The organism is Luteimonas sp. A501 (genome assembly GCF_054052085.1).
Genome location: NZ_JBSVRI010000001.1, coordinates 1315465 through 1331862, shown reverse-complemented (window position 1 = coordinate 1331862; position 16398 = coordinate 1315465). Strand labels below are relative to the sequence as shown.

4 protein-coding genes and 1 pseudogene are annotated in these 16398 nt (G+C 69.7%); 3 read left to right on the top strand and 2 right to left on the bottom strand.

Annotated elements, in window-relative coordinates:
• Nucleotides 1–4: 4 nt before the first annotated feature.
• Both ACW7G5_RS06050 and ACW7G5_RS06045 read right to left on the bottom strand, forming a co-directional pair.
• Nucleotides 5–8569, bottom strand: a complete 8565-nt coding sequence (locus ACW7G5_RS06050; protein ID WP_457002905.1) for a GH36-type glycosyl hydrolase domain-containing protein — start codon at nt 8567–8569, stop codon at nt 5–7.
• Nucleotides 8570–8619: 50 nt separating this feature from the next.
• The gene (locus ACW7G5_RS06045; RefSeq protein ID WP_457002661.1) at nt 8620–12513 is read right to left on the bottom strand and encodes a GH36-type glycosyl hydrolase domain-containing protein; all 3894 of its coding nucleotides are present in this window, start codon (nt 12511–12513) and stop codon (nt 8620–8622) included.
• A gap of 105 nt (nt 12514–12618) precedes the next feature.
• Between ACW7G5_RS06045 and ACW7G5_RS06040 the strand changes: the two genes are divergently transcribed.
• The 3 genes and pseudogenes from ACW7G5_RS06040 to gnd form a co-directional block, all read left to right on the top strand.
• A complete protein-coding gene (locus ACW7G5_RS06040; RefSeq protein WP_457002659.1) occupies nt 12619–13953 on the top strand; it encodes a glucoamylase family protein in 1335 nt (444 codons plus the stop codon).
• Nucleotides 13953–15455: a mercuric reductase gene (locus ACW7G5_RS06035; protein ID WP_457002658.1), complete on the top strand. Its 1503-nt coding sequence runs from the start codon at nt 13953–13955 to the stop codon at nt 15453–15455. The genes ACW7G5_RS06040 and ACW7G5_RS06035 overlap by 1 nt, the downstream gene beginning before the upstream one ends.
• A gap of 24 nt (nt 15456–15479) precedes the next feature.
• Nucleotides 15480–16394, top strand: a pseudogene (gene gnd / locus ACW7G5_RS06030) (phosphogluconate dehydrogenase (NAD(+)-dependent, decarboxylating)); the annotation flags it as partial.
• Nucleotides 16395–16398 lie beyond the last annotated feature (4 nt).

Sequence of the window (16398 nt, the reverse complement as noted above, 5' to 3'; positions counted from 1 at the left end):
CCTGTCATGGGGCCGGCTGCGGAAGCCACAGCTCCACGGCGTGCTGCGCATGGTCGTCGCGCAGTGGAACGACCAGCCCGGGCTGCTCCATGCCGTCGACCAGCAATCGCGGCGACATGCCTTTCCCGGCTTCCTGGCGCACGTGGATGCGGTAGACCGTGTCGCGGTAGCGATAGCGCACGCGGTAACCGGGCCAGTCGGGTGGGATGCAGGGCGACAGCCGCAGGGTGTCACCCTCGAGCCGCAGGCCCAGCAGGGATTCGACGACCAGCCGGTACATCCAGCCGGCCGAGCCGGTGTACCAGGTCCAGCCGCCGCGGCCGACGTGCGGTTCGACCGCGTACACGTCGGCGGCGACCACGTAGGGTTCCACCTTGTAGGTCGCGATGCGTTCTGCGGTGCCGCCGTGGTGGATCGGGTTGATCATGCGGAACAGTTCCCACGCGCGCGCATGGTCGCCGAGCTCGGCGAAGGCCATCGTCGCCCACACCGCCGCGTGGGTGTACTGGCCGCCGTTCTCGCGCACGCCGGGCACGTAACCGCGGATGTAGCCGGGGTCCTGCCCGGTCTTGTCGAATGGAGGGTCGAGCAGCTGCACCAGGCCTGCATCGCGCCGCACCAGGCGCTGGTCCAGCGACTCCATCGCCTGCCTTGCGCGCACCGGATCGGCAGCGCCCGACAGCACCGACCAGCTCTGCGAGATCGAATCGATCGTGCACTCGTCGCTCTGCGCCGAGCCCAGCGGCATCCCGTTGTCGAACCATGCGCGCCGATACCACGCGCCATCCCAGGCATGGTCTTCCAGCGCCTGGCGCAGCTGCGTCGCGCGTTCGAGGCAGCGTTCGGCGAACAGCAGGTCGCCGCGGTCGCGCGCCAGTCCGTTGAAGCGGTTGAGCACGTCGTACAGGAAGAACCCCAGCCACACGCTCTCGCCGCGGCCGCCCTCCCCCACCCGGTTCATGCCGTCGTTCCAGTCGCCGGTGCCGATCAGCGGGAGGCCACGTTCGCCGAACAGGTCGAGCGCGCGCTGCAGGCCGCGCACGCAGTGCTGGTACAGCGTTTCGCGCAGGCCGGAGCGCGAAGGCAGGTCGTAGTAGGACTCCTCGTCGGGGTCGACCTGGCGACCTTCGACGTAGGTCATGCGTTCGTTGAGCACGTCACGGTCGCCGGTGGCCTCGACGTAGCGGCAGGTGGCCAGCGGCAGCCACAGGTAGTCGTCGGAGCACCGCGTGCGCACGCCGCGGTCCAGCGGCGGGTGCCACCAGTGCTGCACGTCGCCTTCCATGAACTGGTGCTCGGCGCACAGCAACAGGTGGTCGCGCGCGAGCTTCGGCTCGGCGTGCAGCATCGCCATGATGTCCTGCAGCTGGTCGCGGAAGCCGAACGCGCCGCCGGATTGGTAGTAGCCGCTGCGCGCGAAGTAACGGCAGCCGATGGTCTGGTAGAGCAACCAGCCGTTGGCGAGCAGGTCGACGGCCGGTTCGGGTGTTTCCACCTGTACCGCACCGAGCGTGCGCAGCCAGCCGACGCGGACCTCGTCGAGGGCGTCCCAGGCCGCGTCGCGCCCGCGCGTCTCCTGCAGCGTCGCCAGCGCCTCGGCGCGCGTACGCCCTGCGCCGAGGCGGAATATCACGTCGCGCGACTGCCCGGGCGCCAGGTCCAGCGGCACCTGGATCGCGGCGCAGGGATCGAGTCCGGCGCCAAGTCGCCCGGACAGGCGTTCGCGCGTCATCGCCGCCGGCGAGCGCAGGCTGCCGTTGCGGCCGATGAACTCGTTGCGATCGCCGCTGGCGCTGCGGCGCGCCTCCTCGCCGTGCCATCCCTCGGTTGCGACGTCGGCGGCGAAGAACGCGGCCCGGCCGCTGAATTCGGTGTTGTAGGCATTGCGCGCCAGCACCGCGGCGTGTTCCGTGGCGGACTCGGTGACCACGTGCATGTGCGTGCGTGCGTGCAGGTCGCCGAGGATCCATTCCACGTAGCCGGTGGCACTGAGCCGGCGCGTGCGGTCGCCGGTGTTGCGCACGCGCAGCACGCTGAACTTGACGGCCGCGTCGCGCGCCACGTAGACCCACAGTTCGCTGGCGACATCGTCCTGCTCGTGCTCGTAGACGCTGTAGCCGAAGCCATGCCGAACCCGGTACGCACCCTCGCCGCGGCAGGGCAGCGGCGTCGGCGACCAGAACCGCCCGGTCTGCTCGTCGCGCAGGTAGAACGCCTCACCGTTGCTGTCTCCCACCGGATCGTTGTGCCACGGCGTGAGGCGGAACTCGTGCGCGTTCTCCGCCCAGGTGTAGCCGGTGCCGGATTCGCTCACCACGCAGCCGAACTGCGGGTTGGCGAGCACGTTCGACCACGGCGCGGGCGTGTTGTCGCCCGGCTGCAGGTCGATCACGTATTCGCGACCGTCGGCCGAGAAGGCTCCGATGCCGTTGCCATCGCGCAGCGGTCCGGTGCCTTGGTCAAAGGGCCACGGGTCGAAGGCCGCGTCGCCGCCGCGGCCGGCGCTGGCGTGCTCGTCGGCGGTGGGCATCGGCATCAGCTCGTACTGGGTGGGCTGCGGCTGCAGCGGCGGCATCACCGCCTCCGGCGGCCGCCGATGCGCGATCTGTTCGGCCAGCGTGCCGTGCGCGTCGCTCACGATCACGCGTGCCACCGATTGCAGCAGGATGCGGTCCTCCTGCGGCAGCTGGTGTGCGGGTCGGACGAAGATGCCGCCGGGGCGGTCGATCACGTGGGCTTCCACGCCGGCCGTTATCAGGCCCATGATCTGGTCGTGCAACTGCTGGCGATAGCCGCCCTGCTCGTCGTTCCAGATCACCAGGTCGACGGTCAGGCCCTTGAGTCGCCAGTACGCGTAGGCCTGCACCATCTGCCGCACCAGTTCGATGTTTTCCGCGTCCTCGATCTGTACCAGCACGATCGGGTGGTCACCGGAGATCGCCTGCCCCCACAGCCCCGACTGGCCGCGGCGGTTCTGCAGCAGCACGGATGGCCCTGCGCGCAGCGCCGGGTTCCCGTGCAGCACCAGCCCGGCCAGGCGCTCGTACAGCTGCGCGTCGGCCTGCGAGGCGTCGATCTGGCGACGCACCACCTGGCTGTGGGTCCAGGCCAGGTCGAACACGCGGTCGGCCAGCCGGCGGTCCCGGTATTTGTCGACCAGCACCCGGCAATCGTCGCGCGCCGCCGCCAAGCCGGTGACCATGTCGATGGTCGCGGTCTGGTCCGGCGCCAGGGTGATCCGGGAGCGGATCGCGACGACCGGGTCGAGCACCGAGCCCTGGCTGTTCGACAACGGCGCCGGCTCGAGCATGGCGCGCGGCGCGCGCGCGTCGTGGCCGCGACCGATGAACCGCGAGCGGTCGGTCTCGTAGGAGATTTCCACGATGTCGGCGTCGTGCACCGCGACCAGATGGAACATCCACGGCGGCACCTCATCGTGCGCGCGCGGGCGTCGTGTGCACAGGATCGCCTGCCGCTCGGGCACCAGTTCGGTCTGCACGAACAGATTGCTGAAGGCCGGATGCAGTTCGTCCGAGATCGCAGGCGCCAGTACCACCTCGGCGTAGGTGGTGACTTCGATCGTGCGCGCCGTGCGCGACTGGTTGGTCACGTGCAGCCGGCGCAGTTCGATGTCGTCCTCAGGCGACACGGCGATCTCAAGGTGGGTTTCGAAGCCTTGCTTGCGGCCGCGGAACTCGGCCTTGGCGTCGGAGAAGATCGCCTCGTATCCGGACACCTCCACGGCCGTGGGCTGGTACGAAGCCGACCAGAACTCGCTGCTGTCCACGTCGCGCAGATAGCACCAGTTCCCCCAAGGATCACGCGTGCCGTCCTCGCGCCAGCGCGTCACCGCCATGTCATGCAGGCGGCTGTAGCCTCCGCCGGCGGTGGTCATCATCACGTGGTAGCGGCCGTTGGACAGCATCTGGATCGCCGGCCGCGGCGAGGAGGCGTTGCGGAAGATGCGCAGGCGGGTTTCGGCGGGATCGGACATCACGGCCGCGCCGGCGACTTCGGTCGTGTGCGGATGGAAGGCGCCGGTGCGTGGGATGCGCTCCTGCAGCAGCAGCAGCGTGGCCATGAACTCAGGCTCGGCCACGAACCGGCGCTGCATCGGCTGGTCGTGGAGCAGGTAGTCCAGCGCCAGCAGCCCCATGCCCTGGTGGTGGGCCATGAACGAGCGCACCAGCGCGTGCGGCTGTCCGCGCGGCAAGCGCGCAGGTGTGTAGTCGATCGCCTCGTACATGCCGTAGCGTCCTGCGAAGCCGGCGGCGGCCATCTGCTGCAGGTTCCGGCAGGCCTCCACGGGCGCGACCATCAACGCCATCATGCTGGCGTAGGGCGCGATCACCAGGTCCTGCGCCAACCCGCGCCGCAGGCCGAGTCCCGGCACGCCGAAGGCGCGGTACTGGTAGTTCATGCGCGCGTCGACGGCGTTGTAGCCGGATTCGGAAATGCCCCAAGGCACGTCGCGCTGGCGTCCGTATTCGATCTGCCTTGCCACGCTCACCTGCGCGGTCTGGTCGAGCAGCGAGCCCTCGTAGCTGGGCATGACCAGCTGCGGCATGAGGTATTCGAACATCGAGCCGCTCCACGACAGCAGCGCCGGGTCGCCGTCGATGTCGGTCAGCAGCCGGCTCAGCGCGAACCACGCGTCCTGCGGCAGCTGGCCCCGGGCAATGCCGATGAAGCTGGCCAGGCGCGCTTCGGACGCCAGCAGGTCGTAGTAGCCGGGGTCGCTGCGGTGCTCGTCGACGTTGTAGCCGATGGTGAGCAGGTGGCGGCTGCGGTCGTAGAGGAAATCGAGTTCGTTCTGCGCGCACTGGCCGGCGACGTGGGCCAGGCGCTCGAACTCCGCGATGCGGGTGCTTGCGATGGCCTGCACCTGCGCGTCCGGCGAGGTGCGCGACAGTTCGCGCAAGGTCGGGATCGCCGACGTCGACAGCGCGGTCGGAAGCCATGCCAGCGCGGCGCTCGCGGCACGGCACTGCGCCAGCAGCTTCCGCCCCCAGTACGACGCCTCCGTCGACACATCCGCATCGGAATCCGCGCCGGCCGGTGCGTCGTGCGCGGCAAGTGGTTCCGCCAGCACCGTGAGTTCGGCAAGCGCCAGCACGGCTTCGCCGCAGGTGACCGGCGATGCGGCGAGCAGCGCATCGATCCTCACGCGGAAGGCCTCGGGCACGCCGACGCCGGCTTCCTCCAATACCCCCGCGGCATCGCGCAAGCCCTGCCAGGTAGCGGGTGCCAGCACCGCCGAATCGGGCTGTGCCAGCAGTCCCTGGCGCAGGGTCAGCAGATGTCCGGAGAGGTTGCCGCTGTCGACGGTGGACACGTACAGCGGCGGCAGCGGGCGCAGCGTTTCGGTGTCGTACCAGTTGTAGTAATGGCCGCGATGCCGCGGCAGCAGCTCCAGTGTCGCAAGGGTGTTGCCGACGCGTTTGGCCATGGCATCGGCCTGCTGGTAGCCGAAGTCGTGTGCGGACAGGTTGGCGAGCAGCGACAGACCGATGTTGGTCGGGGACGTGCGCCGCGCAACCGGCGGCGAGCGATGCTCCTGGATGTTGTCGGGCGGCAGCCAATGGTCGGCGGCGGTGACGAAGTCCTCGAAGTACGCCCACGTGCGCCGCGACAACCGGCCGAGGAACCTGCCCTGCTCCACCGACAGTCCGTGCGCCGCGCGCGCGCGCGGCCGCCCGGTCCACCAGGCCAGCCAGGGCGACAGCAGCCACAGCCCGAGCAGCGGCGCGGCCACGGGCAACGCCATCGGCTGCAGGCGGAAGAGCGCGGCCGCCACCACAAGCGCGAACGCGGGCGCGAACCACATCGAACGCAGTGACGCCGCCAGGCCGTCGCCCAGTGTCTTCTCGACTTCGCTGGAGGGACTCCACTGCAGCATGCGCCGGCGCGACACCAGCACCCGCCACAGTGTCCGCACGATGGCGTCGAGGCTGTAGAACGCTTCGTACGGCAGGAACGCCGCGCCCAGGACGACCCTCGCAAGATCGTGCCCCGCCGCCTGCACGCGATGCAGCAGGTGCGCGCGCAGCGGCAGCTCGTCCGGCTTGTCGAGCAGCGCGGTCATGGCCGTCACCAGCGGCGCCAGCAGCAGCGTCGACAGCACCCACAGCGTCCAGCGCAGCGGGTGAGGCGCGAGCAGCCAGCCAAGCACGAACAGCGACACCGTCGCCACGGGCACGAGGCTGCGGCGCAGGTTGTCGAGCAGCTTGCCGCGCGAGAGCATCGACAACGGGTTGCGTTCGCGGCGGCCTTCGCCCCCCGGCACCCACGGCAGCAGCCACGGCAACAGCTGCCAGTCGCCGCGGATCCAGCGGTGCCGGCGCTTGACGTCGAGTGCGTAGCGCGACGGATAGTCCTCGTACAGCTGCACGTCGCTGACCAGTCCGGCACGCGCGTAGCAGCCTTCGAGCAGGTCGTGGCTGAGGATCCGGTTGTCGGGGAAGCGCGCGTCCAGCGCCTGCCCGAACGCCGCCACGTCGTAGATGCCCTTGCCGACGAACGAACCCTCGCCGAACAGGTCCTGGTACACGTCCGAAACGGTGCGCGTGTACGGGTCGATTCCCGGCTCGCTGCCATACAGGCGCACGTACCACGAACGGCGTTCACCGCCCATGCGGGTGCCGACGCGCGGCTGCAGGATGCCGTAACCCCCTTCCACCACGCGCCGCCGCGGATCCAGCCGCGCCCGGTTGAGTGGATGCGCGAGCGTGCCGACCAGTTCGCGCGCGGCGTCGCGCGGCAGGTGGGTGTCGGTGTCGAGCGTGATCACGTAGCGCACGCCACGCAGCACGCCCGGCTCGCCGGCAATCATCGAGAACGCGCTGGCATCGCCTTCGTGCAGCAGCGAATTGAGCGCGGCAAGCTTGCCGCGCTTGCGTTCGTGGCCCATCCATCTGTGTTCACGCGGGTTCCAGATGCGCGGCCTGTGCAGGATGAAGAAGATGTCGTCGCCGCCGCTGGCGTGGCGCCGGTTGAGCGCTTCGATGTCGTTGCGCGCCGTCGCCAGCGCTTCGGCATCCTGCGGCAGTGCCTGTTCGTCGGCATCGAGAAAGTCCGTCAGCAGGGCGAAGTGCAGGTTGCGGTCGCGGTTGGCGAGGAACCTCACCTCCAGGGCGTCCACCAGCGGGCCCACCGTCGACGCGTCCCCGATCATGGTCGGCACCGCCACCAGCGTGCGCGCATCGTTCGGAATGCCCGCGGAGAAGTCCAGTCGCGGCAGCGCCCGCGGCAACACCAGCAGCGTCGCGAACCAGTTGACCAGGACCACGCCCAGCTCGCTGAAGGCAATCACGCACAGCACGCCCACCAGCCACAGCACGTCGCGCGCGCCAAGGATCGCCTGAGCGTCATGTACCAGCCCGGAGGTGAACAGCGCGACGATTGCGATGATCGGCACCAGATAGGCCGGCAGCGGCACGTGTCGGGTTCCGCGACGCAGCGAAGCCAGCGGCCTACCCTGCAGGGACAGCGCCCGTTCCAGCTGTGTGCGCCCGGCATCGATCAGGTAGTAACCCACGTGCGCGCTGCAGTCGTCGCTGCCCGTTTGCTCCGCGCCTGCGCGCGCCAGTTCCAGCACGGCCGATGCGACTTCGGTCTCGGGCAGTTTGCCGCGACGGGCGATGTACTCGACCACATGGCGGTAGCGGTCGCGGGTGGCGAAGTCCATCCGCCCGTACGTACCGGCGGGGTCGTCGCGCAACGTGGCCTCGACCATGCTCACGGTTTCGACGAACTCGCGCCAGTCGGTCATCGCCAGCAGACGCAGGCTGCCGATGCTGTTGCTGATCGAAACCTGGTCGGCGGCCTGCTGCTGGCTCTCGACCTGCACCAGCTGCGCGATGCCCTGCTCGTGGTCGGCCAGCCACTGCTCGATCCAGGTCAGCGGCAGGCCCAGCGCCGCGCCTTGCCCCTGCAGGCGGCGCACGATCTCGGCGACGAACGCGCCGCTCGACGGCGGCCGGGAGCGCGCCATGTCGGCGATCACCAGCACCACGCTCTTGGGATCCGACTCTGCCATCGCCGAGAAGCGGTCGGCCCAGAAGTCGGCAAGGTCGCGGTCGATGCGGCCGGCAATGACCTGCGCGCTGACCCGGCGCAAATTTTCGATCAGCGCAAGCCGCAACATGATCGGGACTGCCCACAGCTCGCCAAGCGTGAGCGGCGTGACCGACTGGTAGGCGGCGATGAAGCGGTCCAGGCCTTCGACATCGACGCGACCATCACCGTGCGAAATCGCGTTGAGGGCGATGTCGTAGACCCGCGGGAGCTGATCGGACGGGCCGCCTTCCAGCCGCGGCAATTCGCGGCTGTACCCCTTGGGCAGGTGGCGGCGGGCGAGGCGGACCTGTTCCTCCACCAGGTACAGGTTGTCGAGCAGCCAGTCGCCAGCAGGCGTCAGCCTGCGCTTGGCCTGCGCGGCCTCGCCGAGCAGCTTGCTGGCGCGGTCGATCACAGTCTCGTTGGCGCTCAGCCGCGCCAGCAGGAGGTCGGCGCCGCGGTGCCCGCTCAGCCGGTGCGCCTGTGCGAGCACGCGGCCGTGCCGCTCCATCTGTTCGGCGCTGAACAGCTGCGCGCGCAAGGGCTGCTCGTGAACCGCGATCAACGGCCCAACTCGATGGCCACGCGGTGCGATTGGCCGTCGTCGCGCAGCGGGATCAGGCAGGGATCAACGTTCAGGATCCCGCCGTCGAGTTCGCAGCGTGCGATGCCGCGACATGCACCATTCGGGTTGGCGACCTCGATCAGATAGCGGCTGCCGCCGTGGCGGTACTCGATCGAGAAGCCCGGCCACCCCCGTGGAATGCAGGGATCCAGGCGCAGATGCGCGCCCTGCAGGTGGAAGCCCAGGACCGCTTCCAGCCCTGCGCGGTACAGCCAGGCGCCGGAGCCGGTGTACCAGGTCCAGCCGCCGCGGCCGACGTGCGGCTCGACCGAGTACACGTCGGCAACCGCGACATAGGGCTCGACCTTGTAGCGGTCCACGCCTTCGGGCGCGGATGCATGGTGGACGGGGTTGATCAGCGAGAAGAGCTCGAATGCGCGGTCGCCGTCGCCCATCTTCGCGAAGGCGAAGATCGACCACTGCGCGCCGTGCGTGTACTGGCCGCCGTTTTCGCGCAGGCCCGGTGGATAGGCCTTGATGTAGCCGGGGTCGTGGTCGGTGTGCTGGAACGGCGGGGTGAACAGCAGCGCGACCTTCTCGTCGCGCAGGATCAGCTGCCGGTGGACCTGCTCCATCGCCGACTTCGCATGCGCCGGATCGCCGCCACCGGCGATCACGCTCCACGACTGGGCGATGGTGTCGATGCGGCATTCGTCGCTTTCGTGCGAGCCGAGCGGCGTGCCGTCGTCGTAGTAGCCGCGGCGATACCACTGGCCGTCCCAGCCGCCGGCATCCAGACCCTTGCGCACCGTGCACGCGACATCTTCCCAGCGCGCTGCGCGCTCGTGTTCGCCGCGCGCCTTCGCGTGTGGCGCGAACGCATCGATGGTGGCGCACAGGAACCAGCCCAGCCAGGAACTCTCGCCCCTGCCCTCCTCGCCGACGCGGTTCATGCCGTCGTTCCAGTCGCCGGTGCCGAACAGCGGCAGGTCGTGCGTGCCCAGCGACAGGCTCACGTCGATGGCGCGTGCGCAGTGTTCGTACAGGCTGGCATCGCTGTCCGCGGTCGTGGGCCGGAAGTAGGCTTCGTCCTGCCCGGGCTCGAGCTGCGGGCCTTCGATGAAGGACTGGCGCGTATCGAGCACGTCGGTGTCGCCGGTGGCATCCATGTAGTGACAGGCGACGAACGGCAGCCACAGGCGGTCGTCGGTCATGCGCGTGCGAATGCCCTCGCCGCTCGGCGGCAGCCACCAGTGCTGCACGTCGCCTTGCTCGAACTGGCGGCCCGCGGCACGCAGCAGCTGCGCGCGCGCTTCCCCGGGGCGTGCGATGCAGGTGGCCATCACGTCCTGCAGCTGGTCGCGGAAGCCGTAGGCGCCGCTGGCCTGGTAATACCCGGTGCGCGCCCAGACCCTGCAGCACAGCGCCTGGTACAGCAGCCAGCGGTTGAGCAGCAGGTCCATCGCCCGGTCGGGCGTGCGCACCTGCACGGTGCCGAGGATGTCGTCCCACTGCGCGACGGCTGCCTGCAGGGCGGCGTCGAGGTCCACCTCGCGGTAGCGGCGCACCAGCTCGCGCGCGGCGCCGGCGTTGATCGCGTCGCCGAGCAGGAGAACGATCTCCTCTTCGCCATCGGCGGACAGTTCGAAGCGGGTTTGCAGCGCGCCGCAGGGATCCAGCCCGGCACCGGTGCGTCCGGACAGCGCTTCGCCCCCCTGGAGTGCCGCCGGCGCGGCCAGGTTTCCCCGCCGGCCGAGGAATTCGAGGCGATCGCCGCTGTGCGCGTGCTGGCGGCCAAGCAGGTCCATGAACGCCACGCGTTCGCCAAACTCCGCGCGCCACGCGTTGCCGGCGAACAGCGCGCCGGTGTCCCGGTCCAGAGAGGTCGCGACGAACGGCGCCGGCTGCGAGCCGTTCGGCCCCAGCGCCCACTGTACGAAGGCGGTCACCGACAGCCTGCGCGTGCGCCCCGAGCGGTTGCGCAGCCGCAGGCGCGAGATCTTCAGGCCGTCGTCGACCGGCACGTATTGCAGCAGGTCGAGCTCGATGCCATGTTCGGCGTGCTCGAAGCGGCTGTAGCCGTGGCCGTGGCGCGCGACGTACTCGCCATCGTCGCCGCAGCGCGGCAGCGCTGTGGCGGTGAACAGCCGGCCATCCTCGTCGTCACGCACGTAAAGCACGTCCTGCGGCGGATCGGAGACCGGATCGTTTGTCCACGGCGTGATCGGGTTGCGCTGGCTGTTCTGCGACCACGCGTAGCCACCGCCGGCCTCGGTGGCGGTGAAGCCGAAGTCCGGATTGGCGACGACGTTGAGCCATGGCATCGGCGGCAGCGCGCCGTTGCGGATGATCGTGACGTACTCGCGCCCGTCTTCGGCGAAGCCGCCGTGGCCGTTGAAGAACTCCAGGGACGCCTCGATGCCGCCGCCCGATCCGCGCGACGGCGACCCGGCGGCCGCAGTCGGCTGGCGGGCGGCATCGGGCGGCAAGCCCGTCCCTGTCGCGGCCGGAAGCGCATCGACCTGTGCCGCGAGGCCACCGTCGCGCTGGTCGAGGGCAATCGCGGCCGCCGTCGCCAGCCCGGCCTGCAATGCGTCTGGCGCCTCGTCGGCGCGGAGTACAAACAGGTTCTGCTTGCCGCCGGGCGGTGGATTCCGCGTCGCGTGCCCCATGAAGCGATCCTGCAGCGCGTCGTACGCCGCCGCCGACCCGGCGACGGCCACAAGGTCGGCCTCGAGACCGTGTGCGCGCCAGTACGCTTCGGCGCGCAGGACGTCATCCGCGAGCGCCAGGCCGGTCTCGTCGTTGATGCGCAGCAGCACGATCGGGCGATCGCCGGAAATGCCGCCGGCCCAGAGCGTGGGCGCGCCGCCCTCCCCGTTCCCCAGCGCCGCGGCCGCGGTGCGCAGCGTCGGATCCGGGTACAGCAGCGCGGCCGCGAGACGCTGGAAGCGCCGCACCTGCGCCGCATCGAGGCCCAGGCGCGACAGCAGCGCCTGCGCACGCTCCGACGCGTCCCCAGACGCCTGCGCGAAGGCATCCACGCCGCGGAACCGATCGACCAGCGCGAGCGCCTCGTCGCGGCCAGCGGCCGCCACCGTCCACAGCTGCAGCGTGGCGGTTTCCCCGGGCGCGATGCGCACCCGGCGCCGCAGGCTGAACACCGGATCAAGCACGGTGCCGACCGTCCCCGAAAGCGTCTCCGATTCGAGCGCCACCGGGGCGCGCGCGTCGCGGCCGCGGCCGATGAAGCGCGCACGGTCGGTCTCCCACTGCGGTTCGCCGCCGTCGTCGCCTTCGACCTGCAGCCACTGCGCGGCACAGATCGACGGATCGCCTGGCGTGCGCACGCGACGCGTGGCAAGCAGCACGCGACGGTCGGCCAACCACTCCGTGCGCACGAACATTTTCGAAAACGCGGGGTGCGCGGCATCGCCCTGCTGCGGCGCAAGCACCAGTTCGGCGTGGCTGGTCAGTTCGATGATGCGCTCGCGGTCGCCGCTGTTGCGCAGGCTGACGCGCCGGACCTCCGCATCGGCATTGCCGGCGACGACGACCTCGGTGGTGGTTTCAATGTCGCCGTCACGGCGGCGGATGCCTGCGCGGCCATCGATGAATTCCAGCGCATAGGTATCGGGCACGGCCCCGGTGGGCTGCAGCCCGGCCGACCAGGTCGCGCCGCTGTCGACGTCACGCAGGTAGAGCCAGCAGCCGTGGTTGTCGCCTGTCGGATCGGCGCGCCATCGGGTGATCGCGCAGTTTCCGAGATGGCTGTAGCCGGAGCCGGCGGCGGTCAGCATCACGGTGTAGCACCCGTTCGACAGCAGCTGCAGTCGGGGCGTTTGAAGGAGGAGGCCGGGCGGCGTGCTTCCGGATGCCTGGTCTTGCATGGAACGAGGACTCCGGAAGGTGTCTTCCCCTTATTGCACGTTGGCGGTCACGGTGGGGTCAACGTCATGACCTGCTAACACCGCGGACCCTAGACTGCAGCCAACGTGCCGAAGACGATACAAAACAGCATCGCGGAGGCTGGCGAACCCTTGCTGGAGCACTACCAGCGCGCCGCCTTCGGCTACTTCCTGCGGCACCGCAACCCGGTCAACGGCCTGTACGCCGACACCTCGCGCGAATGGTCGCCGGTCAGCATCGCGGTCGTCGGGTTCGCGCTGTCGACCTACCCGGTCGCGGTCGAACGCGGCTGGATCGGGCGGGCCGAAGCGGTCGAACATTGCGCCGCCGCGCTGCGCTTCTTCCGCGACAGCAACCAGGACGGCAGTCCAGGTTCCACGGGACACAAGGGCTTCTACTTCCACTTCCTCGGCCGCGACACCGGCACCCGCGTCTGGCGCTGCGAGCTGTCGATGATCGACACTGCACTGCTGATCATCGGGGCGCTCATGGCCAGCCGCTACTTCGATGCCGACACGCCCGACGAGGCGGAGCTGCGCACCATTGCCGACGGGTTGTACCGCCGCATCGACTGGCGCTGGGCGCAAGACGGCGGCGAAACGATCATGCAGGGCTGGAAGCCCGAGTGCGGCTTCCTTCACTACGGCTGGGAAGGCTACAGCGAGGCGATCGTGCTGTACGTGCTTGCCCTGGGTTCGCCCACCTACCCTATCGGCGAGGACTGCTACCGGGCCTGGACCAGCACCTACCAGTGGGAGAATCTCTATGGCCACGGCTTCCTGTACGCCGGCCCGCTGTTCATCCACCAGTTCTCGCACGCGTGGATCGACTTCCGCGGCATCCGCGACAGCTTCATGCGCCAGAAGGCCTGCGACTATTTCGAGAACAGCCGTCGCGCCATCCATGTGCAGCGCGCCTATGCCTGCATCAACCCGCGCGGCCACCGGGGCTACGGGCAGGATTGCTGGGGCCTGAGCGCCTGCGAGGGACCGACCGACGAAGTACAGGGAGTGGATGCGGAGCCGCGACACCTGTTCGGCTATGCCGCGCGCGGCGTGCCCTACGGGCCGGACGACGGCACCCTGTCGCCGCCGGCGGTGCTGGCGAGCGTGCCGTTCGAACCGGAACTTGCGCTCGAGGCCATCGGCACGATGTGCCGACGCCATCCGGAGATCGTCCACGAACACGGCTTCACCAGCGGCTTCAACGCCGACCTGCGCGACAAGGCCGGAAAGGCGTGGGTATCGCCCGGCCTGTTCGGGCTCGACCAGGGCATCATCGTGTTGATGCTGGAAAACCATCGGACCGGCCTGCCCTGGGCGCTGATGCGCCGCTGCCGGTACGTGGTCGACGGGCTGCGCCGCGCGGGCTTCGAAGGCGGCTGGCTCGATATCGCCGCGTGCGACGGGGAGCGAGGCTGATGCACCACCGCGACTCCGGCATCGGCATCGGCACCGTGGTCGACCCGTTCGTCCGTGACGAACTGCACGACAATCTACGCCCGGCCCGATGGCGCAATCCCGAGCCGGCCGAACGCTACGGGCTGGTCGTCGTCGGTGCTGGCGCCGCCGGCCTGGCGGCCGCGCAGGATGCTGCCGCCACCGGCGCGCGCGTTGCGCTGGTGGAGCGCGACCTGCTCGGCGGTGACCGCCTCAGCTTCGGCTGCCAGCCCTCCAAGGCCCTGGTACGCACCGCTCGTGTGTACGCGGAAATGCGCGATGCCCGGAAATACGGCGCCATCGCACCGCCACGGGTCGAGGTGGACTTCCACGCCGCGATGGAGCGCGTCCTGCGGCTGCGCGCGCGCATGAGCCGCGCCAGCTCGCCGCGGATGCTGCGCGAAGCCGGCATCGACCTGTTCTTCGGCCATGCCATGTTCAAGGCCCCGGACCGGTTGGAGCTGGACGGCGTGCAGCTGCGGTTCGACAAGGCCTTGATCGCGACCGGTGCCGAGCCCGACGTGCCCGACATCCCCGGCCTGCGCGACGTGGGCTACCTGACCAACGAAACGATCTTCGGCATCGCCGCCCTGCCCCGGCGGCTGCTGGTCATCGGCGGCGGCCCCCTGGGCTGCGAACTGGCGCAGGTGTTTCGCCGCTTCGGCAGTCGCGTGATCATCGTCCAGGACATGCCGCTGTTCCTGCCCCACGAAGAGCGCGATGCGGCGCAGATCCTGTCGGTGGCGTTCGCTCGCGACGGGATCGAGGTGCGCCTGAATACCGAGGTGACCGCCGTGCGTCGCGTCGGCGACGGGATCCACGCCGACCTGCGCACCGACGACTACGTGACGAGCGTGGTTGCCGATGCCGTGCTGGTCGGCACCGGGCGGCTGCCGCGCATCGACGACATGGGCCTGGAGGCGGCGGGTGTTGGACATGATGCGGTCGAGGGCATCCGGGTGGACGATCACCTGTGCACGGCAAACCCCGCGATCTACGCGGCCGGCGATGTCTGCATGGCCCACCGTTTCACCCATGTCGCCGTGGCCACCGGGCGCATGGCGGTGGCCAATGCCCTGCGCGGTGAACGGCAGCGCCTGGGCGATCTGGTGATTCCGTGGTGTACGTACACCGATCCGGAGATCGCACACGTGGGCCTGTACGTGCGCGAGGCCATGCTGCGCGGAATCCCCATCTCCACCAGCACGATCCCGCTGCACGCGGTGGACCGGGCGGTGCTCGACGGCGACGAGATCGGCTTCATCAAGCTGCACGTCGCCGACGGCTCCGACCGCATCCTGGGAGCGACGATCGTGTCCCGCCGCGCCGGCGAGCTGATCGGTCAGGTGACCCAGGCGATGGTCAACGGCACCGGCGTGCGCGGGCTGGCGCGGGTCATCCACCCTTACCCGACCGAGTCGTCCGCGATCGGCGCGGCGGCGCGGGCCTGGTGCCTCGAGCATCCCGTGTCGCCAGGGGCGTGACGAACAGCGCGGTTTCACAACGAGGAGGAAGGCATGGAAATCGGCATGATCGGCTTGGGCAAGATGGGCGCGAACATGGCGCAGCGCCTGGTGCGCGGCGGCCACCGCGTGGTCGGTTTCGACCCGAAACCCGAGGCGCGTTCACTGGCCGAGGGCTTCGGCGCGGAGTCCGCCACCTCGCTGGAGGAGCTCGTCGGCAAGCTGTCGTCGCCACGCGTGGCCTGGATGATGGTGCCGGCCGGGGCCATCACCGGCAGCACGGTGGATGCGCTCGTCGAGCTGCTGGCGGCAGGGGACACCATCGTCGACGGCGGCAATTCCAACTACAAGGACACCGTGGATCGCGCCAGGGCCGTCGCCGGCAAAGGCCTGCACTACGTCGATTGCGGCACCAGCGGCGGCGTGTGGGGTCTTGCCGAGGGCTACAGCATGATGGTCGGCGGCGAAACCGATGCGGTCGAGCGACTGCGGCCGGTGTTCGAGACGCTGGCGCCGGGCAAGGACCAGGGCTGGGGCCACGTCGGGCCGTCCGGGTCGGGGCACTTCACCAAGATGGTCCACAACGGCATCGAGTACGGACTGATGCAGGCCTATGCGGAAGGCTTCTCGATCCTCGGGCACAAGCAGGAATTCGGCCTCGACCTGCACCAGGTGGCCGAGATCTGGCGCACTGGCAGCGTCGTGCGCTCCTGGCTGCTGGACCTGACCGCTGACGCGCTGGGCAAGAACCCGACGATGGACGGTATCGCGCCGTTCGTGCCCGACTCGGGCGAAGGCCGCTGGACCGTGGCCGAGGCGATCGACCTCAACGTGCCGGCGCCGGTGATCACCCAGTCCCTGATCGCCCGCCTGCGCTCGCGCGACGGCGAATCGTTCGCCGACCGGCTGCTGTCGGCGATGCGCAACGAGTTCGGTGGGCATGCGATGAAGAAGGAATAGGCGC